This is a genomic window from Myxococcus vastator, assembly GCF_010894475.1.
Classification (GTDB): Bacteria; Myxococcota; Myxococcia; order Myxococcales; family Myxococcaceae; genus Myxococcus; species Myxococcus vastator.
In genome coordinates this window covers 1-23,551 of sequence record NZ_JAAIYB010000082.1, presented here as the reverse complement: position 1 = coordinate 23,551, position 23,551 = coordinate 1, and the positions used below count along the sequence as shown (strand labels likewise).

Here is a 23,551-nt window from a genome sequence, read left to right as displayed (position 1 = left end):
CACGATGGGCTTGAAGGCTCCGTTCTCAAACCGGTCATAACGAGTCGTCTTACCCCGCTCGTCCGTTTCGGCGGAGATTAAGTATGGATTATGCAAATCGGAGTATTCGACGGTAGAGTAGGCACCGTCGGGGTGCGTCACGCGCGTCACCCGTCCGAGGACGGGTTCCTGCGACAGCGTCGTGCCGTGACCGCCAGGGTTGCGGACGTAGTTGATTGCCCCCGCGAGGCCGTACGCGTAACCATACGTCCGCCCGGAGCTATCCGTCTCCGCCTGCAGTGTTCCGTCGTAATGAAATCCGGGCGGTGCGCCGGGCGGAACCCACGCATCGTAGAGCCACGTCCGCTTGGAGCCGTCCGCGCGAATCTCAGCGGCTGAAAGACCGCCTTCCTCAAGGTAGGTGGAAATCACGCCACCTTCGAGTGTGCTCTCCGTGTGGACCACGAGGCCAATGGTTCGTCGCGATTCTCTGTAGGTATACTGGGTCCGCTGGATGCGGGCGCTGCTGCGGGTGTCATTCAGCTCGAGCGGGAGGTTGAAATAGGTTTCGGGTCTGGTCCCGTACTTGTACGTCGCGAACGAATGGTCCTGGTATTGCGCCCGGGTGATGACGGGCTCCTCCCAGTAGACTTGGGGGGAGAGTGTGTAGCCGACTTCCTGTCCCGCGCTTGACCTGACCTTGGAGACGCCACTTCCCGACCAGGTGAATTCCAACCACCGGCCGGAGGCGTCGGTAACGCGCCGAGGCCCGTGATGCTTATAGGGCTCGATCGTGAGCGCCACGCCATGGGGATCGACAATGCGCGTCGACACGTAGGCTGTGAAGGGTTCCGGATTCTCTCCCGGAATGACGGATTCGGTTTGCAGCTCGGTGAAGTGGACCGTGCCGCCGTCCGACAGGCGCAGGGTGACCGGCTTGCCGCCGACGACGACGAGCCGATCCTGACCAGCCGGCGGCGTGAAGTAGGTCGCCGCAGCGTCCCGCCTCCGGAACACAGTCGACGTGCCGTTCGGATAGCGAACATCGATCCCGCCATTCAACCGCAAGGTGGCCGAGTAGAAGTGCTCGAACATCCAGCTCACTTTCGGCGTGAGCGGGATGATTGTAGTATCGTCTTCAGCAGTGAACTGCCGAATGACCAAGCTTCGGGCGCAGCGTAGCGGGTATTTTCCCACAGAGCCGGGTACTTCGAAATCGACTACATGGCGGCGGGGCATGCCGCTGTAGGCCTCGTAGCCACCGCCCGTGTCGACGACGCCGCCACTGCGCCAATCCGTGCCGACCTTTGCTTTGTCAGGCGCCGCCCGAGCCGCACCGGGCAGGAATCCCGCCACCAGCGCAATCAGAAGAAGGGTATGTTTCATGGAAATGTTGTGTTTTATTGAAAGGTTATTTGCCTGCACCACGCTGCAGGCACCGAGGCCCGTGCCGTATGCATTTCCTAGATTGGGTCGCTCCACGGATCGTAGACGCAGGTGGTCCCATTCCATACGTAGCGGGGTCTACACTCGACTACGCAACCGCCACTCTCGCACCAAGTCAATCCACCACCCACATTCGGACAGACGTTGCCACAGCTGCCGCAGTTGTTGCTGTCACTCATGAAATCCGAGTTCGGACGGCACGCGCCGTTGCAATACGTGTATCCAGCGTTGCAGATCGTTCGGCAGAATCCGTTCTCGCAGCCCGCCCGGCCATTCGCGAGGGTGGGGCACACAGCTCCGCAGCCGCCACAGTGATTGGCGTCGGTGCTGGTGTTGACACATTGGTTGTTGCAGGTCTGGTATGGAGCGTCGCATTCGCCGGTCGTACAGGTGCCATTGACGCAGGCAGCCCAGCCATTCGCTGGCCGGCTGCAGGCGTTCTCGCAGGCGCCGCAGTTGTTGACGTCGGAAGCGTAGAAGGCTGCCGTGCGACAGCTACCTCCGCAGCACGATGTGGATGCCTGACAGACCGCGTCGGGGACACCGCAATTGTTGTTGTCTCTCGTGGTGTCAATGACTTCGATCAGATTCCCCGCAGCATCGTAGCGAAAGCCACTCGCCACATCCTGGGCTGCCGCCACCGTTGCAAATCCAAGAATAAGACCGACGCCAACCGCGACAACTGCTGGTATTTTGTTTTGCATGACTGAGTGCGGGTTCCTTCCGCGCGCTTCCTGACGTGGGTGCTAAGCCAAGATGTGGCAGGCAGGAGCACAGGTAGATACAGGAGACCCAACTAGACTGTCAATGCGAGAATCTTGCCAACCTGTCGGAACTGCGAGGCAGTTCGGCAACGTCGCGGCTGCCGTTCCCGCCCGTGTCCGCCTGGCGCACAAGATGGATGAAAGCCCTGTTGTGAGGGTGAGGTCAGAGGGGCCGAGGAGGGCTGCTGACGGGACGTCCCGCGTAATGCGCCCGTCCGTGGACAGCCCGCGTAGTCCCCTTGAGGCACACGCATGCCCAGACCGCGCTCCCATCAGGTGCGTAGTAGGAGCGTGGACCTCGCGGCACCTCTTGAGCCTCAACACCCCACAGCCTGGCCTGGCCCTCGTGCCAGGGCCAACATCGCACACGCCGTGGGCGAACCCAGGTGCTCCAGAATCGCCTGGCCCCGGGGAGTCCTTTCACGTACGCCTCGTCCTCGTCCCGGATGAAGTCTGCCGAAACTGTATATTTGACAAAACAGAAGTGGCGACATGAAGGAACCGGGAGTGACGTGGAATGAGACAGATAGGCTAGCGCCGGATGTACTGATGCGCCGCGGGCGCGAGTCCGTACTGCTAACTCTCACCCCTGAGCTGTCCGATTTGACGGGGGCAACTCCACAGTGGCCAGAAGATCTTCAATGCTTCGCGGCGATACGACGCGCCGGACGCCGCCTGAGCCGTCCAGCGCCGCGCACCATTCCACGCTCCTGGGAGCCTTCGCTCCTAGGAGCCGCCCTGCCCTACTGGTATGTGCCGGTCAGACTGACCGACGAAGCCGCGGTGAAGCCATACAGCCTCACGTAGTACGTGCCGGCCCGGATGTTGGTGATGTTGCAGACCTCGTAGTTGCCAGCCCCTTCGCTCCGGCAGTCAGCCGAGGTCGCCGTCGGCGCCGCGCCGTACTTCACGAACAATTCCGCATCACCCGTTCCGCCTGACGTATGGAACATCCGGCTCGTCTTGCCCGCCGGGACCGTCAACGTGTAGGTGCAGCTCCAGCAGTCATCCGCCGCGCTCACCCCGGTCCGCGTCACGCCGTTGCTCAACGCGTGGAGGTGGTGCAATCCCCCGTCTGCGGATTCGGATTGGTATTGCCGCCGGTGAACGTGCCCCACCCGACAACACGCGACGCACCGCGCAACGCGCAACACTTCTGTCAAAGGGCCCCGTGACAGCCTGTCACAGACACGTCGCGCCTCCGTGACAGCGCTTGGGGGGTCAACGCATTCCAAGCATGCGGGCTGAGCAGACCTTGCTGGCGGAGGCTGCCTCACGCCCCCGCGCGTCAGCGCCGCGCCAGCGCCGCCGCGAGCCGGGGGAGCGCATCCCCTGCTCGCGCCTCCAGGTGCACGTCCGCGAGCTCCACGCCCCGGCACTCCCCCAGGTTGAGGATTGCGATGGGCATGCGGCGCTCGGACGCGCGCACCAGGAAGCGGTAGCCGGAGAAGATGGCCAGCGAAGAGCCCACCACCAGCAGCGCGTCGCCCTCCTCCAAGAGGGCGAACGCCGACGCCACGGTGGGAACCGGCACGTTGTCGCCGAAGAAGACGACGTCCGGCTTGAGCGCGCCACCACACCTCAGGCACGCCGGGACCTGGAAGGACGACAGCTGCTCGGAGGTCAGGTCCGCGTCACCGTCCAGACGCAGCGCCTGCACCTCGTGGGAGAAGTCGGGGTTGAGCGACAGCAGCCGCGCCTGCAACGCGTCGCGCGCCTCCTGCGCGCCGCACGCCAGACAGCGGACCTGGGCCAGCGCGCCGTGCAGCTCAATCACCCGCGAGCTGCCCGCGGCGTGGTGCAGCCGGTCCACGTTCTGGGTGATGAGGCCTCGGACGTGGCCCGCCTGCTCCAGCTCCGCCAGCGCCGCGTGCGCCGCGTTGGGCCGGGCCGAGGAGAAGCGCGGCCAGCCCATCAGGCTTCGCGCCCAGTAGCGCGCCCGGACCTCGGGGCGTGTGAGGAACTCGCGATGCTGGATGGGGTTGCGCGCCCGCGCCCGCGTCCCGGGCCCCCGGTAGTCGGGGATGCCTGACTCGGTGCTGCACCCCGCCCCGGTGAGCACCACCGTGCTGCGGCGCGTGAGCAATGAGACCAGCGCCTCCATGCTCGGAGCGAGGCTGGGGACAGGCAGGGCATCGTGCGGGGCAGTCATCGCGGCCTACATCTTAACCGCCCGTCCCTGGCCGCGCCGGGTGTCCGCCCTCGCCTGGTCCTTCCCGGGCACACACCTGCCCCTGCTCGCTCGGGCGAGCACGCCTGCCAGCCTGGCCCGCGGGGTGCTCAGGTGTCCTGGGCGGGGGACAGCCTGCGCAGGAACGTCGGCGCGACGAGGAAAATCAAGAGCAGCCGTCCCACCTGGACCGCCAGCACGACGGACAACGTGGCACGCGTGCCCAGCGCGATGGCCAGCACGGAGTCGGCGCCGCCTGGAGACGTCGCGAAGTAGGTGGTGAGCAGGTCCACGCCCGTGGCGGCGGACCAGCCCCACGCGAGCAGCAGGCACCCCGCCACCATCGCCACCGAGGCCGCCAGCGCGACGTGGGCGACGCGCTTCAGCTCCTGCACCGCCGAGGCATCGAACTGGCTGCCCACGCGCACGCCCAGCACCCACAAGCCCAACAGGAGGACGCCCGGCGGCCACGCGCCCACCGGCAGGCCCAGCGCCGTGAGGGGGATGCCCAGCAACACGGGCCCCAGGAAGGCACCCGCCGGCAGCTTCAAGCGCAGCCCCAGGGCACTGCCCACGGCGGACACGGCCGCCGTCGTCAGCCAGGCCCACAGCGGGGGCGGCGAGCCAGGCAGGTCCGCCGCGCGGGCCACCGCCACGTCCGGCATATCCCCCGCCCACCGCCCCACGGCCACGGCCACGAGAATCACGACGCACAGGCGCATGTACTGGAAGAGCGTCACCAGCCGCGCGTCCGCGCCCAGCTCGTCGCTCAGCGCCACCATCGCGGACGCGCCCCCCGGCATCAGCCCCAAGGTGGCGGTGCGCGGGTCCAGGTGGCCCAGCCTCGCACACACCCACGCCACGCCCTGCGCCACGGCCACCACGCCCACCACGGCGCCCAGTGACACGGCCCAGTTGTCCGCGAGCGCGCGCCAGGCCTCTGGCGAGAAGGACGAACACAGCGCGCCCCCCAGCACCGACTGCGCCACCAGCAGCCCTCCGCGCGACACCGGGACGTGCAAGGACAGCGTCAGCGACGCGGCAATCGACACCACCATCGCCCCCAGCAGCGCCCCGGCGGGCAGGCGGGCAAGCTCCGCGAGTCCGGCGGCGAGCAGCGTCGCCACGGTGACGGCCACCACGCGGCGTGAGCGGCTTGCAGGCGCGGCGTCCCTCGTCATCACGGCGCCGAACGTAGCAATGAAGGATGGGACACGCGGCGGGTGTCCACCGAGGAAGGCCTCACACGCTTACCCGTGCTAGACGCCCTCCTCATGCGAAGCTGGCAATGGAAGTCCTTCCAGGCGCTGTCCCTCGACGAGCTGTACGACGTGCTCGCCCTGCGACAGGAGGTCTTCGTGGTGGAGCAGCGCTCCATCTACCAGGACGTGGACGGGTTCGACCGGAGCTCGGAGCACCTGCTGCTCCAGACGGAGTCGCGGGGAGCCCGGCTGCTCGCCGCGTACTTGAGGGTGCTGCCTCCTGGTGTGAAGTACACCCAGGAGAGCAGCCTGGGCCGCGTGGTGACATCGCCCCGCGCACGGGCCCAGGGGCTGGGGCGCGAGCTGGTGGCGCGTGGCATTGCCCGGCTGGACAGCCTGTACCCACAGGCCGCCATCCACATCGGGGCCCAGCACTACCTCCAGCGCTTCTACGAAGGCTTCGGCTTCCAGACGCAGGGCGACGTCTACGACGAGGACGGCATCCCCCACATCGACATGGTGCGCCCCGCTCGCGGGACGCGCTGACGCCGGGCCACGGCCGACGCTCGCCGCTATGTCCCGGGTGGGCCGACGTTACACTGGCCGTGCGCCGGGGACCGCGCCCCGGCCGAGGAGACGACCCGACTTGCGCCACGGCCTCGCGATGGGGGCACTGCTCGCCCTGCTCTCCACCACCCAGCTCGCGTGCGTCGTGGGCCCGCGCTTCACCACGTGTCCGGGCGAAGGCGGCCGGCCCTGGCTGCGCCTGGACAGCGACCACTACACGCTGCACACGGACCTCGCCGCCGAAGAGGCACGCGAGGCCATGCGGACCTTGGAGCGGACCCGGGCAGCCATCCTCACGTCGATGTGGCCGCAGGCCCTGGGCCAGCAGATGACGAAGCTGGACGTCTACGTGCTTCAGAATCCGCGCGAGTTCGAAGGCCTCTACCCACGCCGCGTGCGCGCCTTCTTCTTCCGCTCCGACAACGAGGCGCTCATCGTCCTGTCGGGACGGCCCGACAGGTGGGAGCGGACCTTCTCCGGCATGTCCCTGGCGTCCTCATCCCCGCTGAACCACGAACTGGCCCACTACCTGAGCGCCTATCCGCTCTCCCGTCAGCCTCGCTGGTTGTCCGAAGGCCTGGCCGAATACCTGGAGACGCTGCGCCTTTCCCGGGATGGACAGACGGCGGTCGTCGGCGTGCCGCACTGGACGGCCATCGCGCTCATGACGTCCTGGCTCGACGGCGTCAGGAGGGGATTGGCACGAGGTTGGACAATTCAGCGGGTCCTCCAGTGGGACCGAACCCTGGAGGCGCGCGAGCAGGACAAGGAAGTCGGCGCGAACTACGCGGGGAGCTGGCTGCTGGTGCATTGGCTGCTGAATGAGCGGCCCCAACCCTTCGCCGAATACCTGGCGTTGCTCAACCAGGGAGTTGCTCCCGAGCAGGCACTCGCGCGGACGCTGCCCGAGCTGACGTCCCCCTCCCTCGACAGCGTGCTCTACGAATACCTGCGCAACCGCCGCTTCGTGCAGCGAACCGTCTCCGTGCCGCCCGTGGGGACAGCGTTCATCGAGGAACCCCTCGACGATGCCCAGGTCCATGCCGTCCGCTCGAAGCTGGCCGCCCTGGGGGCGCACCTGGCCCACCGGGAGCCCTTCATCACCAACCGCCGGAAGGTGGCGAAGGACGAGCTCGACGAGGCGCTCCGGCTGAATCCCACGGGGCTCCTGGCGCTGTCGGTGAAGCTGCGCGCAGCGCCCGCGCACGAACACGTGGCCATTGGCCGGAGCGCCGTGGAGGCCCACCCGCACGAGAGCGAGGCCTGGGAACTGCTGGGCGCGGCGCTGCGGAATGAGCCCACCGCGACAGAGGAGCGCGAGGCCGCCTATCGCGAGGCCTTGCGGCTGGACCCGCGCAACGCCAATGCGGCGCGAGAGCTGGCGTGGCTGTTCGTCACCCAGGGCCGCCACGCGGAGGCCCTGCCGCTGGCGCGCTGGGCGGTGTCGCTCGCGCCTTGGAGCCCCAACGCCCTGGACACGCTGGCCATGGCCCTGGCCGGCAGCGGCGCGTGCGAAGAGGCGCGGCAGGCGGAACATCGGGCCCTGGAGTTCATCGAGGAAGAAGGCTCGCCGGAGCTGGAGCAACTGCTCCGCCAGCGCATCGCCGGGCTCGAGGATGGCACCCTCTGCGTGGCGTCCCCACCCGACGCCTGAAGCCGGCGGGCGATGGGACGACAACACTTCCCGGACACCATCTGTCACGTACCGCACGCGCCGGGGCGGCCCGGGCGGCCGGCGACTTCGCGGGCCCATGACGCAATGCGCGTCCATGGCTTTCCTGCGAGGCCATGAGCCAGAGCACCCACCTCGTCGACAATCCCTTCACCGGCGACGTCGCCGCTTCGGTCGAGCCCACGTCGCCCGCGAAGCTGGACAGCGTGCTGGAGCGGGCCCGCGCCGCGTCGCGCGCGCTGCGCGCCATGGGCGTGGCGGAGCGCGTGAAGCGGGTGCTGCGCGCGTGCGAGGCGATGGAGAAGAACACCGAAGCCATCGCACGGGACATCACCCGGCAGATGGGCAAGCCCTTGTCCCAGGCCCGGGGCGAGGTGGGCGGCATGGCGGGACGCCTGCGCCACATGGCCGCCATCGCCGAGGAGTCCCTCGCGGACCTCGTCCTGCCGCCCAAGGACGGCTTCGAGCGGAGAGTCGCGAAGGAGCCGCTGGGCGTGGTGTTGGACCTGCCCGCGTGGAACTACCCGCTCCTCACCGCGGTGAATGCCATCGCGCCCGCCGTGCTCGCGGGAAACGCGGTCATCGTGAAGCACTCGCCGCGCACGCCCCTGTGCGGTGGCCACTTCGCGCGCGCCTTCGCCGAAGCAGGCGCGCCCGATGGCGCGGTGCAGGCCATCTTCCTGGACTACCCGGGGACGGAGCAGCTCGTTGGTGACGCGCGCGTGGACCACGTGCTGTTCACCGGCTCGGTGCTCGGCGGCCACAAGATGCAGGCGGCCGCGCGCGAGCGCTTCCTGCACATCGGCCTGGAGCTGGGAGGCAACGACCCTGCCTACGTCGCGCCGGACTGCGACTTCGACCAGGCGGTGGAGAACATCGTCGACGGCGCCATGTACAACGCGGGGCAGAGCTGCTGCGCCGTGGAGCGGGTCTACGTGCACCGCTCGCTGTACGAGCGCTTCGTCGCCGCCGCGGAGCCCCTGGTCCGCGCCTACGTGCTGGGCGATCCGGAGTCCGAGCAGACGACGATGGGCCCCATCGCCCAGCCCTGGCACCCCGCCGAGCTGCAGGCCTTCGTCCAGGACGCCATGAGCCTGGGCGCGCGGCTCGTCACCGGTGGCCGCGCGACGCAGGTGGGGGGACGGGGCCGGTTCTTCGAGCCCACCCTGCTCCGCGACGTGAGCCCCCAGGCGCGGCTGATGCGTGAAGAGTCCTTCGGGCCGCTGCTGCCCATCGCGCCGGTGGACTCGGACGAAGAGGCCCTGGCGTTGATGAACGCCTCGCGGCTGGGCCTCACCGCGAGCGTGTGGACGTCCGACCGGGAGCGCGCGGACCGGCTGGCGCGGCAACTGGAAGCGGGCACCGTCTACATGAACCGCTGTGACGCGCTGGACCCCGCGCTGCCCTGGAGCGGCGTGAAGGACTCCGGACGCGGCGTGACGCTGAGCGCGCTGGGCTTCGACGCCCTGACGCGGCCCAAGGCGCTCCACTACCGCCTGCGCTTCTGAAGCGCGGCTACAGCTTGCGCAGCCGCACCCGCTTCACCTTGTGGTCGGGGCCCTTGAGGAGGATGAGGCGCGCGCGCGAGCGGGTGGGCGCGATGTTCTGGGCCAGGTTGGGCCCGTTGATTTCGCCCCACACCGACTCGGCGAGCGCAATCGCCTGCTCGTGGTTCAGCTCGGAGAAGCGGCGGAAGTAGCTGCGCTCGTCGCGGAACGCCGTCTGCTGGAGCTTGAGGAACCTGTCCACGTACCAGCGGCGGATGTCGTGCTCGTGCGCGTCCACGTAGATGGAGAAGTCGAAGAAGTCGGAGAGGAACGTCGCCGGCATCTGCTTCCCCTCCTGGGCCCCGGCCTGGAGGACGTTGAGCCCTTCCAGGATGAGGATGTCGGGCTGGCGGACCACCTGCGCCTCACCGGGCACCACGTCGTAGACGAGGTGCGAATACACCGGCGCCGCCACCTCCGCGCGTCCGGCCTTCAGCTCCGCCAGGAAGCGCACCAGGCCGCGCCGGTCATAGCTCTCCGGGAAGCCCTTGCGCTTCATCAAGTCGCGCTCGGTGAGGACCCCGTTGGGGAAGAGGAACCCGTCCGTCGTCACCAGCTCCACGCGCGGGTGGTCCGGCCACCGCTTCAGCAGCGCCTGGAGGATGCGAGCCGTCGTGCTCTTGCCCACCGCCACGCTCCCGGCGATGGCGATGATGTACGGCACCTTCCGCGCCGAGCCCCCCAAAAAGGCTTGCTGCTCCGCCCACAGCCGCTGCGCCGCGGCCACCTGCAGGTTCAGCAACCGGGACAAGGGCAGGTAGACGTCCACCACCTCGTCCAGGTCGAGGTGCTCTCCCAGGCCTCGCAGTCCATCAATCTCCGCGGACTCCAGCGGCAGCGGCGTGGCGGCACGCAGCGCACGCCAGGACTCCCGTTCCAGGTCGATGAACATGGATGCGGACGGACTGGTGGCTGAGCCCATGGATTCCACTCCAGGAGATGAACATCCAGGCCGCCGCGTAGCACAGCCGGGACGTTCGCGCTCGGACGTTCAGGCGCCAGCCGCGGGATCCCACCCGTAGAAGCGCTTCAGCTCCTCGTAGAGCTCCGGCGTCTTCTCCCGCATTTGCCGGGGTTTCTCGAAAAACGACTCGGTGGCCACCGCGAAGAACTCGGCCTCGTTGAGCCCGCCATAGTCATCCAGGACCTGCCGTTCCCGCCGCTGGCCCTTCTGAAGCTTGTGGAAGTGCTCGCTCATCACCACGCTCCAGGCCCGGTAATGCGAATACGCGCGCAGGTTGGGCGTACCGTCGAAGGCGCCGTCGGCCCGGTCCAACACGTGGGCGAACTCATGCGTGGCGGTGTCGTGGCCGTCGTCCGGGTTGCGCAGCCCCGCGAGCACCGACTCCCACGAGAGGATGACGGAGCCCCAGTTCTTCGCCTCGCCCAGCACCCCGCCCGTGCGGTCCGGGATGCGGAAGGCGGCGGGATAGATGATGACCTCCCGCAGCCGGTCGTAATACGACAGGCCCAGGTGCACCACGAGCTGCACCGCGGTGGCGGAGATCACCACGCGCACCTCGTCGGTGACCTCCAGGCCGCCGGCGCCGATGAACTCCTTCTCCCACGCGAACACCTTGAGCTTGTCCAGGAAGGGCTGCCGCAGCTCCGGGGAGAGGGTGCGGAAGAAGGGCACGCGCGCGTCGAGGTAGCCCAGCCAGACCTCCGGAAAGGGGCGGCGAAGCAGGCGCCGGCGCCGGAACTGGCGGATGAAGGAGAGCATGCGCCCTGGCATAGCAGACGGGCATGGCGCGAGGAGCACCTCCCGGGACGAAACTGGAGGTAGATTGCGCCTCGCGGGCGCTGGCCGGCAGCCCCTTTCACGGACGTGCAACGAGCAATGAGCAGACGCGTGTGGGTTCGATGCGCGGCGCTGGGGCTGAGCCTCCTGGCGCCCCAGGCACCGGCGCAAATCACGGAGTCAGACCCGGTCGTCGAGGAAGTGGTGGTCCGCGGCCCGGAGAAGACCCAGCCGGACACGGTGCGCGCCTACGCGCGCGTGGGGGAAGGAGACCCGCTCGCGCTCGAGGACCTGGCCAAGGTCGAGCGGCGGCTGGTCGCCACGGGCCTCTTCCAGGAGGTGAAGGTCAGCTACGAGCCGTCCGGGCCCGGCCGGGTGCGGCTGATTCTGGAGGTGGAGGACAAGGCGTCCTGGGTGGTGGCGCCCACCTTCGTGCTGCAATCCGACAACGTCGGCGGCGGCGTGCTGTACGCGGAGAACAACCTCTGGGGCCGCAGCAAGAAGTTCGCGACCGCGGCCCAGGTGAGCACGGCGGAGAGCGGCCTCTTCGCGGGCTTCCTGGACCCGAACCTCTTCGGGCTGCCCCAGCTCCGCTTCAGCCTGGAAGGCCAGCTTCGCAGCGACCGGGTGGACGAGTACCTGCCCGGCTCCGGCCAGCGGCGCCCGGAGGTGGTGCGACGCACGCGGATGAACTCCGCGTCCATTGCCGGAGAGCTGGGCTTCCTCCTGTTCGAGCGCGTGCGCGCGGCGGCCAAGTACCGGCTGATGTCCATCGACGCGAAGTCCCCCGACGCCACCGAGGAGGTGACGACGCCCGCCTTCTCCCTGGGCCCGTCGCAGCAGGACGCGTCCCTGCGGCTGATGGTGGGCATCGACACGCGGCAGAACCTGCACGCGGTGATGGAGGGCCTCAACCTGGAGGCCTCCTATGAGCGCTCCACTCCCGGCGTCGGCAGTGACTTCCGCTACGAGCGCTTCGGCCTGCTGTACCGCCATGGCCTGCGGCTGGTGGGTGAACACAACCTGGTGCTGCGCGGCGAGGCCGTGGCCGGCGTGGACCTGCCGTTCCATCAAGAGCTCGTCATGGGCGGCAATTCCCTGCGTGGCTTCGTCTACCGCCAGTTCCGGGGTGACACGCGCCTGTCATTCACCGCCGAGTATCACTTCCCCCTCTTCACGGTGAACCCGCTGTCCTTCCGCGGCGTCGCCTTCTCCGACACGGGGATGATGATGTGGCGCAAGCTGCCCGGGGACCGGGAGTTGCGGGACGTCAACGGGCGCGTGGTGCGCAGCTACCTGCCGGACGCGGCGGGCGGGCTGGGGAACGCCACGGTGGCCCAGGGCGTGGGCGCCGGCCTGCGGCTGTACCTGCGCAACATCGTGCTGCCGCTGGTGGGCGTGGACGCGGCCTACAGCGTCAACTCGGGCGAGTTCCGCTTCTATCTGGTGGCGGGCGTGAGTCCGTCCTAGGGACGACACGTCAGGCGGCCCCTCGGTGGGGCGTCGGGTGCGGCGCGCCATGCCACCATGTCATGAGGGCAGGCGCGTCTCCCCTCCCCGCTTCACGCGAGCCCGCCATGTCCGATGAACGCTTCACGACCAGCCGCGAGGTCTACCACCGCATCCAGTGGGACCCGCGGTTCGACCCCCGCGAGTTCACCATCGGCTACGACGCCCATGGTGAGACGCGCGAGGAGATGCCGTTCGCGGCCTTCGTCCCGGACGGCGAGATTCCCTGGCACCGCGTCTGGTACTTCAAGCGCGGCCACCAGGTGGTCTGGGACCGCGAGCAGCGCTTGGACTTGCTATAGCGCGTGTTCCTCGAAGTTCCTCCGCCGCAGCTCCAGCATCCACGCCTCCAGCGCGACCACGGCCTCCGCGGGCGGTGACTCGGGAAGCACCGAGTCCGCCCGCGCGGCTTCGAGCACCTCGAACGCGCGCGACACCTCGCCGCGCCACCGCTCGCTCAGGGCCTCCGGGAGCTCGCTCTTCTCCCCGCGCAGCTTCTGCTCCACCAGGGCATGGGCCTCGGCGAAGCCGTACCGCGACAGCAACTCCGTGACGTCCGTCTCCACCTCGCCGGTCCGCAGCGCATGGGTCCCCGTCAGCGTGGTGCGCAGCACGTAGAGCAGCCTCTTCGCTGAACGGAAGCCGCTCTTCTCCCACTCGCGCAGCTGTCCCTGGGCAAAGCCGTTGTAGTGGCGGTGCAGCTTGCGCGACAGCACCGCGCGCACCAGCGGACGCAGCGACTCCAGCTCCGGAGACACGCGCAGGGGGATGGCCCCCAGCACCCGCTCCAGGTAGTTCCCATTGCCTTGCAGGATGCCCTGGAGCACCGGCAGCAGCTCGTTGGACGAGTAGTCCACCTCCACGCCTTCCAGCACCTCCAGCCGCTCCGTGGGGACGTGTACGGGCTGCAGCGTCAGCAGCGCCGCGGTCCGCGCGACGTGGATGGACTTCAGGTCCAGGTCGCTGTCCGGCGAGGGGAAGCCGTAGGCGTGCGCTCCGGACAGGGAGACGACCAGATGCGCGCGGTGCCGGGACTCCTCGTCCAGCACGCGGTCCGCCATGGCCCGTTGATGTTCCGTCAGGGTGCCCTTCATTCCGAATCCCTCCACGCCATGGCCGGGGCCTCCGGCGCGTCACGTCCCAGCGGCCCGGGCTCCTTCAGCACCCAGCGCCGCGCCAACTCCTCGCCCACGCGCCGCAGCAACCGGTCCGCGCGTTCGTAGTCCGGATGCTCCGGCAGACGGCTCTCCCGGTGCGCTGCCTCCAGGTCCGGCGCCATTGCCTCCGCGTCCCGCAGCACGTCCTCCAGCGGCACGCGGCCCGCCTTGATGTCGAGCAGCCTCGCCTTCAGTGCGCCGGTGGCCTCGAAGACGGGCGCCCCCTCGCGCAGCCACCCTGTCGCCGTGGCCACCAGGCGCAGCAGGTTGTAGGCGTTCTTCGGGCGCAGCTCGCGCGCGGAGGGAGGCCGCTGGCCGCCGCTGCGCGCATAGGCGGTGAGCGCCTTGAAGTCGTTGGCCGCCAGCAGCCCCTGGTCCCAGAGCGAGCGATAGAGCTGCTTCACGTACGTCTTCGCCGCCAGCAGCGCATCCTGCGCCGACGGCGCCTCGCGAGGCGAAACGGCCGACAGACGGCGCGCCACCTCGTCCAGGTCCGGCGCGGGCTCCTCGCACAGCCATTCGAGCAGCAGGTCCCGATGTTCCGCCAGCCGCTGGCTGCGCGTGAGCTTGTCGAGCTGGCTCATGGCGTAGCGCCCGAAGCTGCCGAACAGGGCCTTGGACACGAAGGCGTCGCGCTCCTCCAGGAGCCACGCGCCCACCGGGTCCAACGCCTTCGCGCCCGGCACGAAGAGCGTCTCCAGCGTGTTCGGGTCCGCGCGGAGCGCCTGCTCCACCGCCTTGTGGACCTCCCAGTACGTGGTGCTGCCATCCGCGCTCACCAGGTCCCGGGGCGCTTCGACCAGTCCAAATCGCCAGGGGAGCGGCAAGGCGAACACGCCGCGCACATCCACGTCCGAGCGCTCGTCGGCCAGCCCCCAGGCATGGCTGCCCACGCGCGTCTCCAGCACCACACACGGCGTCAGCGCGCTCCAGGCCGCCTCGCGGCGCTGGGCGAACTGCACCTGCCCCGGGCGCCGGGGCACCAGCTCATCCCTCGCGAACCACACCTCCCCCACGCCGACAATCTGCACGTCGAAGCCGCCGTCATGCGCGCGGACCACGCGGCCCACCACGCCCTGCGGGATGCGGCGGCCTCCGGAGGCCAGGCGCTCCACGCGCGTCGTCACCTCGGTGCCGTGGGGCAGCGGCACCGACAGCCGATCCACCTGCTCCAGGCCCCGGATGCGCGCGCCGCCTGGGGAGGAGGACTCCGTCGATGAATCACTCATGGGGTCGTCACCTCTCGAAGCGATGCAAAAGCCGCCCTGACCTGCCCGGGCCTCAGCGCCAGGTGGACGCCGGCGAATCATGCCTCACCTCCACCGCCATGCGCACATCGGGGGGCCTCGGCGCTCCTGGAGGTTGGCCTTGCCCTCCTCCAGCATCAGTTCCACCATCTCGGCCTTGAAGTCCGCCGGGAACGCATTGAGCGCCCTGCGGGGCTTCATCGACTTCTCCCCGGGCGAGGACATTCCGTGCTCCTTCCATACCTCTCGGGTGTCACGGAATCGCGGCAGGCTCACGGCCGGGAGCCTTCGCCTCGGTGGGCCAAGGGGCGGACACTGCGCTCCAACAACGTCCTGCTCGGGTGCGTGGCCCTCCTCTTCACCGGCTGCGTTTCGCTACCTGCCGGGCCCGGAAGGACGCTGAGCCACACGTCCCGCACGGCCACGGACGCCCCTGGATCGCGGGCGTCGAACGACGAGGCGCCGCGTGCATCCGCCCCGGTTCCGAGTGTCACGCCTCGCGAGGAAGCGCCGCCCCTGTACCGCCGCAAGGCAGTGCGCGGAGTGGTGACGGCGGCAAGCCCCGTTCGCGCGGTGGCCATGGCAGGCAACATCCGTCCCGATGACGTGCAACCGAACGCCTGGGAGCAGTTGCTGACAACCGCGGGGCTGGCGGCTCGGGACGAACGTCCCCTGGGAGGCGCGCTGACGCCCACGCAAGCCGCGCGGCTGATGGAAGTGCTTCTGGGCAAGCCCGTCACATTGAGGACCTTCCCGCCTCGCATGGCCGCAGGCTTCATCCTGCGCGAGGTGATGGAGGGAGGCGAAGTCACGCGGCAGGAGCTGGTGCGACGGGTGGAGCGCTTCGCCCGGGAGCAGATCGCGGTGCTGCGACCCGACGGCTATCTGGCGTGGGCCCTCACCGGGCGAACCCAGCAGAGAGTGGCAACGGTCGAGTGGAAGCACGGCGCCTTCCGAGCGCATGGCTTCGAGCTGGGGCGCTTCTTCAGCGGCAAGGGCGGTGTCTTCCGGACCGTGGACGCGCAGCTCCAGGTTTCGGATTGGCGGCCCCTGGCCGAGGTGTACGACGACGCGGACGTCATCAGCCGCACCCTGGATGGAGCGGAGGACGCGTTTGTGGAGCTGTACCACGCGCTGGGCCAGTTGCTCACGCGTCCCGTGGACAGTCTCGCGGAGCTGAGCCACCTGCCAGCGGGCGTGGTGGCGCTCATCGCGTCCTCGCCCATGTACTGGGAGCGCTTTCAGTCCATGACCCGTGGCGAGCAGATCCGCGAAGTGTCGCGGCTCACAACGGGCATGCTCATCACCAGGGGAGCTGCCTCGGCCACGACGCGGACGTTGAAGGGGATGGCGGTAGGCGCGGAAGTCTCGGTGCCAGTGCTCTCGCTGTCGGCGAAGGGCGCACTGGCACTGGAGCGTGTCTCAGTGCCAGCAGGGCGCGCGGCGGCTGCACTGAGCGGCGGGCCCGGGGCGGCCATCATCCTCCAGCGGGCGAACACGGCCTCGAAGGGAGGAGCACCTTCCCAGGGACCAGGTCAGTGGGGGCCAGCAAAGGAGTCGATGTCCACCCGTGCCCGGCGCTATCAGGAGCAGATCACCGGGCATCCGGCAGATGAAGCGTATTGGGTCGGTGGCACGAGCACGCAAGCCGGAGGCGTGAAGTTCGACGGCTTCAAGGATGGAGTGCTACTGGAGGCGAAGGGGCCTGGCTACGCGAGGTTCTTCGAGGGACTGAAGCCCAAGGAATGGTTCCGCCACTCGGGGGCTGTGGACCTCGTAGAGCAAGCTCGGCGGCAGACGCAGACGGTCCAGGGGACAGGTATACGGATTGAGTGGCATGTGGCCGAAGCGGCTGCAGTCAATCCAATCCGCCGGCTCTTGGACGGAGCCGACATTGAAGGCATCAAGGTTGTCCACACCCCAGCACAGGGAGAGGAGGACATCGTGGCTGAACAACCTGAAGCAGAAGAATACTACGTGGGTGCCTACTGGGGGCCGCGCAAGGAGTCCCCCGAGGACTGCGCGCGTCGCACCGCGGAGTTGCTCATGGCCCTGGCCGCATGTGATCCACTCCTGGCCCAATGGTACAAGCCCGCGCGCTCACGCAAGGACGCTCGGAAGTACCCCTTGATGCCGCCGGACCTGGCCACGCTCACTGAGTCTTTTCGGCGCGGCGTCAACCGCGAGAAAGGCGGGCCGGCCATTGAGCAGCTCGGCTTCACGTTCTGGTTCGGCAATGGAGGCGCTAGAGGGGAAGACGTGGATCTGCGCATCACCTGTGGTGACCATGGTGGCGCCACCCCCAACTCCTGCGTGATGACGCTACCGAGCGGCGGGGCGGAAGCGGAGCGGCTCATCACCACCCCGGTGCTGGCGGGCGTGCTCCGCGGCATGGCGCAGGCATGGGACCCTGATTGGGCCGTGGCCACATCATGGGAGCACCGTGCGTTGATGACCGAAACGCCCCGGGCTGGCGGGTTCGTGGGTTGGGTCACGTACCTGTCGCGCCGCCGGGGAACAGTGCCCCCATTGCCAGCTCCCGTCCGTATCGAGCCGGTCGAGGACCGGGGAACCGTCATCGTCCTGACTCCAGAGCGGCTGACCGCGAAGAACATCGAGCATGTCGAAAGGGGAAAGCGCGTGGGGGAGCTGCTGGCGAGGTCAGGCGTGTTGGAGCCCGTCATCCCTCGCTGATTCGCCTGGGGTTTTCGAGCCGTTCGCCTCACCCGCGCGTCCCCTTCGGAGGCGCCCCCGCGTCATGACCCAGCTCCGCCGCCATGCGCTCGTCGGGGTCCGGCCGCTTGTCTCGCAGCGTGACGAACTCCTCGGCCGCGGTGGGGTGGATGCCCACGGTGGCGTCGAGCTGCTTCTTGGTGACGCCACATTTCACCGCCACCGCCAGCCCCTGGATGATCTCCGGTGCGTCCGTCCCCACCATGTGACAGCCGAGCACGCGGTTGGACTCGCGCTCCACCACCACCTTCATCATGGTGCGCTCGTTGCGCCCGCTCAGGGTGTGCTTCATGGGGCGGAAGCTGGTGACGTAGACGTCCAGCTTTCCGTGGCGCTCCCGCGCCTCCACCTCCGTCAGTCCCACGGAGGCCACGGGCGGCTGGCTGAAGACGGCCGACGGCACGTCGGTGTGGTCCATCTGCGTCGGGTTGTCGTTGAAGAGCGTCTCCGCCAGGGCGCGCCCCTCCGCGATGGCCACCGGCGTGAGGTTGATGCGGTCGGTGATGTCGCCCACCGCGTAGATGCTCTCCACCGAGGTGCGGGACCACGCGTCCACCACCACAGCGCCGCGCGCGTCCAGCACCACGCCCACTTCCTCCAGCCCCAGTCCCCCCGAGTTGGGAACGCGCCCGGTGGCGAACAGCACCGCGTCCGCCTCCACCGTCTCCCCTCCGCCCGTCAGCAGGCTCACCCCGCCCTCGGCGCGCTTCTCGATGTCCCGGATGAAGGTGTCCGTCATCAGCTCGATGCCCTTCTTCCGCATCTCCTCCGTGAGGAAGGAGCGCACGTCTTCATCGAACCCGCCCAGCACGCTGGCGCCGCGAATCAACATCGTCACCTGGGAGCCCAGCCCGTGGAAGACGCCCGCCAGCTCCACGCCGATGTACCCGGCCCCGATGACGGCCAGCCGCTTGGGCAGCTCCGGAAAGGACAGCGCCTCATCGGAGGTGACGGCGTGCTCGATGCCGGTGATGTCGGGCGGGAGGTAGGGCCGCGAGCCCGTGGCAATCAGGATGCGCTCGGCCGTGTACAGCTTGCCGGCCACCTCCACCGTGTGCGGGTCCACCACGCGCCCGCGCCCCTCCAGCAGCGTCACCCCCGAGTCGCGCAGCAAGCGCGCATACACGCCGCGCAGCCGGCCCAACTCCTTGTCCTTCGCGGCCAGCAGCTTGCTCCAGTTGAACTGCGGCGCCTGGACCGTCCAGCCGTAGCCCTCCGCGTCCTCGAACTCCTCCCGGAAGTGCGCGCCATACACCAGGAGCTTCTTGGGCACGCAGCCGCGGTGGACACACGTGCCGCCCACGTCGCGGTCCTCACACACCGCCACCCGGGCCCCGTGAGCCCCGGCCCTGCGGCTGGCCGCCACCCCGCCAGAGCCGCCGCCAATGGTGAAAAGGTCGAAGTCGTATCGAGCCATGCGCTTTGCATCTCCTCGGTGGCATTCGCGAATGAACCTCAAGAGATAGCGCTCGGAGGGGGCGTCGCGCACCGCCGACGTGCGCCTCCGCCGCGCAATCCGGGCCGCCCCACCCGCCCGTGTCAGGCGCCGGACAGGGCCAGGACGCTGTCACGCAGGCGGCCCAACAACAGCCGCGTCACCTCCAGCTCCGTCTGGCACCGCTCGAGCCGCTCGGGCATGTCCTCCAGCCGGCCGGCGTCCGCCTGCAATTCGATGTCGCGGGCCTGCGCCTCCAGCGCGCTGGCGCCAAACCAGGCCGCGTTCGACTTGAGGGTGTGCGCCGCCCGGCCCAGGTCGTCCGCGTGTCCACGCACCAGGGCCGAGTACGCGTCCTCCAGGAGCGCCGGCATGCTGTGCAGCGCGGTGTCGATGAGCTCGGGGAGAATCTGCGCCGCCTGCGCCCCCAGCTCCGCCCACAGCCGGGCGAGCGCGGCGGACTCCAGGCCCGGGATGCGCGCCGCGTCCGGCAGGACCTCCAGGACCGTTTGCAGCGGCGTCAACGCGACCGTGGCGCTCGCGACCCGCCGCTCCGGCGCCACGTCCGAACGCCGGGGCTGGCAGCGCAGCAGCGCCGCCGTCAGCGCCTCCACGCGGATGGGCTTGCCCAGGAAGTCGTCCATGCCCGCCGAGAAGCACTGCTCCCGGTCGGAGTCCATGGCGTTGGCCGTCATGGCGATGACCCAGGGCTGCGCCTTGGGCGGCAGCTCCTGGCGGATGCGGCGCGTGGCCTCCAGGCCGTCCATCTCCGGCATCTGCAGGTCCATGAGGACCGCGTCGTAGCGCTTCTGGGACAACGCCTGCAGCGCCTGACGTCCGTTGAGCGCCACGTCCGCGCGGTAGCCGAGCCGCTCCAGCACGAGCAGCGCCAGCTTCTGGTTGGTGGCGTTGTCCTCCACCAGGAGGATGTCCAGCGGCACGGTGTCCCCCGGCCGCTCCCCTGGAAAGGGCCCCGCGCGCGAGGGCCGCGCCTGCCGGGGCTCCGGGAGCTGGGGAAGGTGCTGCGAGAAGCACGACACCAGCGCGTCGTAGAGCTGCGAGTCCTTCAGCGGACGCGACAACACGCCCGCGAACAGGCCCTCGGGAGGATTGCCCCGTCGGCCCGGCGTCGACACCAGCACCAGGGGGAGGGCCCGCGTCTCCTCGCGCTGCCGGATGCGCTCGGCCAGCGTGGTGCCATCCAGCCCCGGCATGTGGTGGTCGATGAGCACCGCGTCGAACGAAGCCCCCGCCTCCAGTTGGGCGAGCGCCTCCAGCCCCGACGCGGACTCCACGGGCACCAGGCCCCACGACTGGAGCTGCCGGCCCAGCAACCGCCGGAACAGGGCGTTGTCGTCCACGATGAGCACGCGCCGGCCCTGGAGCAGCCCCTGCTCCTGGCGCGGCGGCACCGCGTAGGCCTGTGGCGCCGCCTGGACGCGCAGGGTGAAGCGGAAGGTGGTGCCTTGTCCGGGCACGCCCTCGCTCTCCACCCAGAGGGTGCCGCCCATGGCCTCCACCAGCCGCTTGGAGATGGCCAGCCCCAGCCCCGTGCCACCGAAGCGCCGCGACACGGAGGCATCCAGTTGGTTGAACGGTTGGAACAGCCCCGTGCGCCGGTCCTCGGGGATGCCGGGGCCGGTGTCCTGCACGCTGAAGGTCAGCTCCCAGTCCGCCGCGCCCTCCGCGCCGCCCAGGGCCGCGCCCTCCACGCTCACCACCGCGCCGCCGTGCTCGGTGAACTTGAGCGCGTTGCCCACCAGGTTGAGCAGCACCTGGCGGAGGCGCGACGCATCCCCCACCAGCATCTGCGGCAGCCGCGGCGCGAGGTCACACCCCAGGTCCAGCCCCTTCTCGCTGGCGCGCACGGCCATCAGGTCCAGGACGGACTCCACGCACTGGCGCAGGTCGAAGGGGCGCAGCTCCGCCTCGAAGCGGCCGGCTTCAATCTTGGAGAAGTCCAGCACGTCATTGAGCAACGTCAGCAGCGCCTCGCTGCTCTGCCGGATGGTGGCGACGAAGTCGCGCTGCTCCTCCGTCAGCGCCCGGTCCAGGAGCAGGCCCGTCATGCCGATGATGGCGTTCATCGGCGTGCGGATTTCGTGGCTCATGGTGGCCAGGAACAGGCTCTTGGCCTGGTTGGCCGCCTCCGCCGCCTTGCGCGCCCGTTCGAGGTCGGTGATGTCGTGGTAGATGGCGATGAAGCCGAGCTGCCGTCCGCCCACCGACACCGGCAGGGCCCGAAGCTCCACGTCCACCACGCTGCCATCCTTGCGGACCCGCCGGGTGACGGAGCGCAGCCGCCCGCGCTGCACGACCTCCCGCGACGCCTGCTCCGCTTCCGGGAGGACGGTGGGCTCGGTGGCCACCAGCTCGAAGATGTGCTTGCCGAGCGCTTCGGCTGGCGAGTACCCGAACAGGCGCGTGGCCTCGGGGTTCCACGACAGCACGCGGAACTGACGGGTGATGGTGATGATGGCCACCGGGCTGTTGATGACCACCGCCTCGAAGAACTCCTTCTGCTGCCGGAGCGAGGCCTCCACCTCCAGGCGGGCCGTCATGTCATGGAGCTGCAGGACCCAGCCCCCGTCGCCTTCTCCGGCCAGCGGCAGCGTCACCACCCGCAGGTAGTGCGCGGGGCCGGCGCCGCCTGGACGCTGTCCAGCCAGCTCCGTCTCGCGCAGGGCGGCATCGGCGGGAGCGCGGGGCTCTGGAGGACGCCAGCCAGGCAGGAGCAGCCCCACCGGCTGCCCCACGAGTCCAGCACGCGGCCCGAAGATGCGCTCCGCGGCGCGGTTGACCTCCACGATGCGCTGCCCAGCATCCAGCACGAGCACCCCATCCCGCGAGTGCTCGAAAACCGCTGCATGTGCGCTTGACGCCAGGTCAGCCACCCTTGCCCCTGCCACGCGAATGAAGGCCCGCTCGGAGCGCATCATGCCAGACGCGCTCGCGGACCAGGACGGTGTTGCGACGCGCCGTCAGCGGCTGTTCCACCAGGCCTTGAACTCGTTCCAGGAAATCTTCCCGGTGCGGTCCGTGTCGACGATGTCGACGGCGATTTCCAGCTCCTCGTCGGAGATGTTCTGCCCCAGCGCCTCCAGCAAGCGCGCGAACTCGGCACGGTCGATGGTGCCGGTCCGGTCGCGGTCATACCGCTGGAAGATGTCGAGCACCTCGTTGCCGGAGCTGGTGAACTCGTCCACCGCGGCGTGGACGGGCGCCAGGGGCTGGAACCCCGCGGACGTCGTCTCCACCTGCTCGACGAAGGGAGACCCTGTCGCGGGCCGCTCACGCCGAGACGCGGACGTCCGCCGCGTCGCCACCTTGCGCGCGGAGGTCTTCTTCGCGGTGGCCTTCTTCGCGGGTGCCTTCTTCGCGGGGCTCTTCTTCGCCGCCGCCTTCTTCACGGTGCGCTTCTTCGCCGCCACCTTCTTCGCGGTGGCCTTCTTCGCCGTCGTCTTCTTCGCGGTGGTCTTTTTCGCGCCGCGCGACTTGCCGGCGGCCTTCTTCGGCGTGGCCTTCTTCACCGTCGCGCTACGCCGGGATGACTTCTTCGCAACAGCCGTCTTGCGGGACTTCGTCGCCATGATGAACCCCTCCCTGGACGGCGCGCATCGTAGCGCTCCCGCGTTCGGGTCCAAGCATCAGCACGCGCCCCAACCCACCCGCCACGACGTGCGGACTCCGTCCCCTGGCGAACGCGGACGGTGGGGATGGCCTGGAATCAGGCCCAGGGCATGGTCCAAGATGACCCACCCGGCGCATTCAAAGCCCTGGCTACCCTGGAACCCCAGGAGGCAAACTGCTAGCGGACCTTCCGCCAGCCTTCTTGGCTGCTTGCCGCACCGTGTTGGTAGCAAGAAGGGCCCACGAGATGTTCACATACTGCCGTGCGCCGCGAACAGGGCCGCCCGCACGCTTGCGACTACGCCGCCAATCCTGCCCGGCCCCCACTGGAACCCCGCGTCGGAATGAATGACTCGCTAGAGACCCTCCTGGCCGATGGCATCATCGAAGCCATCATCGGCCAGTTGAAGACGGGCAAGGAGGCCGAGGTATGGCTGGTCCAGCATGCCGGCCAGGTGGTCGCGGCCAAGCTGTACAAGGAGCGCCACGAGCGCAACTTCCGCAACAACGTGGGCTACCGGGAAGGCCGTGAGGTGCGCAACTCGCGCACGCGCCGCGCCATGGAGAAGGGCAGCCGCTTCGGCCAGAACGCCGCCGAGGACGCCTGGAAGAGCGCGGAGGCTGACTCGCTCTACAAGCTGCACGCCCAGGGTGTGCGCGTGCCCACGCCGGTGCTGTTCTACGAGGGCATCCTCCTCATGGAGGTGGTGCTGGATCCAGAGGGCCACCCCGCCCCGCGCATGGTGGAGGCC

19 protein-coding genes are annotated in these 23,551 nt (G+C 69.1%); 7 read left to right on the top strand and 12 right to left on the bottom strand.

Features of this window, described 5'->3' with window-relative positions:
• The 4 genes from G4D87_RS11100 to G4D87_RS11080 all read right to left on the bottom strand — a co-directional run.
• Positions 1-1,365 (bottom strand): hypothetical protein (locus G4D87_RS11100; protein WP_205507532.1); only part of this gene is annotated, 1,365 nt, incomplete at its 3' end.
• Between the two features lie 1,567 nt (positions 1,366-2,932).
• Complete coding sequence (locus G4D87_RS11090; protein ID WP_240358187.1) at positions 2,933-3,226, bottom strand: PPC domain-containing protein; 294 nt, start codon at positions 3,224-3,226, stop codon at positions 2,933-2,935.
• Between the two features lie 251 nt (positions 3,227-3,477).
• On the bottom strand, positions 3,478-4,341 hold the full coding sequence (locus G4D87_RS11085; RefSeq protein WP_163781707.1) for an NAD-dependent protein deacetylase: 864 nt from the start codon (positions 4,339-4,341) through the stop codon (positions 3,478-3,480).
• A 128-nt stretch (positions 4,342-4,469) separates the two neighbouring features.
• Entirely contained in the window at positions 4,470-5,540 is a 1,071-nt protein-coding gene (locus G4D87_RS11080) for an AbrB family transcriptional regulator (protein WP_240358190.1), read from the bottom strand.
• 93 nt (positions 5,541-5,633) lie between these two features.
• On the opposite strand from G4D87_RS11080, the gene G4D87_RS11075 reads away from it, so the two are divergent.
• The 3 genes from G4D87_RS11075 to G4D87_RS11065 all read left to right on the top strand — a co-directional run bounded on the left by G4D87_RS11075 (position 5,634) and on the right by G4D87_RS11065 (position 9,308).
• Positions 5,634-6,107, top strand: coding sequence for a GNAT family N-acetyltransferase (locus G4D87_RS11075; RefSeq protein WP_205507531.1), 474 nt, complete (start codon positions 5,634-5,636; stop codon positions 6,105-6,107).
• Between the two features lie 100 nt (positions 6,108-6,207).
• Positions 6,208-7,782: a DUF1570 domain-containing protein gene (locus G4D87_RS11070; protein ID WP_163781701.1), complete on the top strand. Its 1,575-nt coding sequence runs from the start codon at positions 6,208-6,210 to the stop codon at positions 7,780-7,782.
• 134 nt (positions 7,783-7,916) lie between these two features.
• Positions 7,917-9,308, top strand: a complete 1,392-nt coding sequence (locus G4D87_RS11065; RefSeq protein WP_163781699.1) for an aldehyde dehydrogenase family protein — start codon at positions 7,917-7,919, stop codon at positions 9,306-9,308.
• A gap of 7 nt (positions 9,309-9,315) precedes the next feature.
• Here the strand turns inward: G4D87_RS11065 and coaA are convergent, their stop codons facing one another.
• Together coaA and G4D87_RS11055 are read right to left on the bottom strand one after the other, a co-directional pair.
• The gene (gene coaA / locus G4D87_RS11060) at positions 9,316-10,269 is read right to left on the bottom strand and encodes a type I pantothenate kinase (protein ID WP_163781697.1); all 954 of its coding nucleotides are present in this window, start codon (positions 10,267-10,269) and stop codon (positions 9,316-9,318) included.
• A 69-nt stretch (positions 10,270-10,338) separates the two neighbouring features.
• Positions 10,339-11,070 carry a M90 family metallopeptidase gene (locus G4D87_RS11055; RefSeq protein WP_205507530.1) on the bottom strand — a complete coding sequence of 244 codons (732 nt, stop codon included), beginning with the start codon at positions 11,068-11,070 and terminating at the stop codon, positions 10,339-10,341.
• 129 nt (positions 11,071-11,199) lie between these two features.
• Here G4D87_RS11055 and G4D87_RS11050 point away from each other — a divergent pair, with 129 nt between their 5' ends.
• Together G4D87_RS11050 and G4D87_RS11045 are read left to right on the top strand one after the other, a co-directional pair.
• Entirely contained in the window at positions 11,200-12,558 is a 1,359-nt protein-coding gene (locus G4D87_RS11050; RefSeq protein WP_240358186.1) for a BamA/TamA family outer membrane protein, read from the top strand.
• A 107-nt stretch (positions 12,559-12,665) separates the two neighbouring features.
• Positions 12,666-12,899, top strand: a complete 234-nt coding sequence (locus tag G4D87_RS11045; RefSeq protein ID WP_176415999.1) for a DUF504 domain-containing protein — start codon at positions 12,666-12,668, stop codon at positions 12,897-12,899.
• Here G4D87_RS11045 and G4D87_RS11040 read toward each other — a convergent pair.
• The 3 genes from G4D87_RS11040 to G4D87_RS11030 all read right to left on the bottom strand — a co-directional run bounded on the left by G4D87_RS11040 (position 12,894) and on the right by G4D87_RS11030 (position 15,226).
• On the bottom strand, positions 12,894-13,691 hold the full coding sequence (locus tag G4D87_RS11040) for a nucleotidyltransferase domain-containing protein (protein ID WP_163781689.1): 798 nt from the start codon (positions 13,689-13,691) through the stop codon (positions 12,894-12,896). The two genes, G4D87_RS11045 and G4D87_RS11040, sit on opposite strands and share 6 nt — an antisense overlap.
• A complete protein-coding gene (locus tag G4D87_RS11035; RefSeq protein WP_163781687.1) occupies positions 13,688-14,983 on the bottom strand; it encodes a DNA polymerase beta superfamily protein in 1,296 nt (431 codons plus the stop codon). The genes G4D87_RS11040 and G4D87_RS11035 overlap by 4 nt, the downstream gene beginning before the upstream one ends.
• Before the next feature lie 84 nt (positions 14,984-15,067).
• Positions 15,068-15,226: a hypothetical protein gene (locus tag G4D87_RS11030; protein ID WP_163781686.1), complete on the bottom strand. Its 159-nt coding sequence runs from the start codon at positions 15,224-15,226 to the stop codon at positions 15,068-15,070.
• 354 nt (positions 15,227-15,580) lie between these two features.
• Between G4D87_RS11030 and G4D87_RS39980 the strand changes: the two genes are divergently transcribed.
• Complete coding sequence (locus G4D87_RS39980; protein ID WP_275902276.1) at positions 15,581-17,695, top strand: Imm52 family immunity protein; 2,115 nt, start codon at positions 15,581-15,583, stop codon at positions 17,693-17,695.
• A 28-nt stretch (positions 17,696-17,723) separates the two neighbouring features.
• Here G4D87_RS39980 and gor read toward each other — a convergent pair whose 3' ends face one another.
• The 3 genes from gor to G4D87_RS11005 form a co-directional block, all read right to left on the bottom strand.
• Positions 17,724-19,151 carry a glutathione-disulfide reductase gene (gene gor, locus G4D87_RS11015; protein ID WP_163781684.1) on the bottom strand — a complete coding sequence of 476 codons (1,428 nt, stop codon included), beginning with the start codon at positions 19,149-19,151 and terminating at the stop codon, positions 17,724-17,726.
• A 122-nt stretch (positions 19,152-19,273) separates the two neighbouring features.
• Entirely contained in the window at positions 19,274-22,108 is a 2,835-nt protein-coding gene (locus G4D87_RS11010; protein ID WP_163781682.1) for a response regulator, read from the bottom strand.
• A 42-nt stretch (positions 22,109-22,150) separates the two neighbouring features.
• Positions 22,151-22,759 (bottom strand): EF-hand domain-containing protein, encoded by a 609-nt coding sequence (locus tag G4D87_RS11005; RefSeq protein WP_163781680.1) that lies wholly within the window; start codon positions 22,757-22,759, stop codon positions 22,151-22,153.
• A gap of 384 nt (positions 22,760-23,143) precedes the next feature.
• Between G4D87_RS11005 and G4D87_RS11000 the strand changes: the two genes are divergently transcribed.
• On the top strand, positions 23,144-23,551 hold a 408-nt coding region (locus G4D87_RS11000; protein WP_338044934.1), incomplete at its 3' end, for an RIO1 family regulatory kinase/ATPase domain-containing protein.

Coding starts and splice junctions, on each gene's coding strand:
- G4D87_RS11040 (WP_163781689.1), bottom strand. CDS start 13,691: ATGAAGGGCACCCTGACGGAACATCAACGGGCCATGGCGGACCGCGTG.
- G4D87_RS11085 (WP_163781707.1), bottom strand. CDS start 4,341: ATGACTGCCCCGCACGATGCCCTGCCTGTCCCCAGCCTCGCTCCGAGC.
- coaA (WP_163781697.1), bottom strand. CDS start 10,269: ATGGGCTCAGCCACCAGTCCGTCCGCATCCATGTTCATCGACCTGGAA.
- G4D87_RS11010 (WP_163781682.1), bottom strand. CDS start 22,108: ATGATGCGCTCCGAGCGGGCCTTCATTCGCGTGGCAGGGGCAAGGGTG.
- G4D87_RS11045 (WP_176415999.1), top strand. CDS start 12,666: ATGTCCGATGAACGCTTCACGACCAGCCGCGAGGTCTACCACCGCATC.
- G4D87_RS11080 (WP_240358190.1), bottom strand. CDS start 5,540: ATGACGAGGGACGCCGCGCCTGCAAGCCGCTCACGCCGCGTGGTGGCC.
- G4D87_RS11005 (WP_163781680.1), bottom strand. CDS start 22,759: ATGGCGACGAAGTCCCGCAAGACGGCTGTTGCGAAGAAGTCATCCCGG.
- G4D87_RS11075 (WP_205507531.1), top strand. CDS start 5,634: ATGCGAAGCTGGCAATGGAAGTCCTTCCAGGCGCTGTCCCTCGACGAG.
- G4D87_RS11055 (WP_205507530.1), bottom strand. CDS start 11,070: ATGCTCTCCTTCATCCGCCAGTTCCGGCGCCGGCGCCTGCTTCGCCGC.
- gor (WP_163781684.1), bottom strand. CDS start 19,151: ATGGCTCGATACGACTTCGACCTTTTCACCATTGGCGGCGGCTCTGGC.
- G4D87_RS11030 (WP_163781686.1), bottom strand. CDS start 15,226: ATGTCCTCGCCCGGGGAGAAGTCGATGAAGCCCCGCAGGGCGCTCAAT.
- G4D87_RS39980 (WP_275902276.1), top strand. CDS start 15,581: ATGGCAGGCAACATCCGTCCCGATGACGTGCAACCGAACGCCTGGGAG.
- G4D87_RS11035 (WP_163781687.1), bottom strand. CDS start 14,983: ATGAGTGATTCATCGACGGAGTCCTCCTCCCCAGGCGGCGCGCGCATC.
- G4D87_RS11065 (WP_163781699.1), top strand. CDS start 7,917: ATGAGCCAGAGCACCCACCTCGTCGACAATCCCTTCACCGGCGACGTC.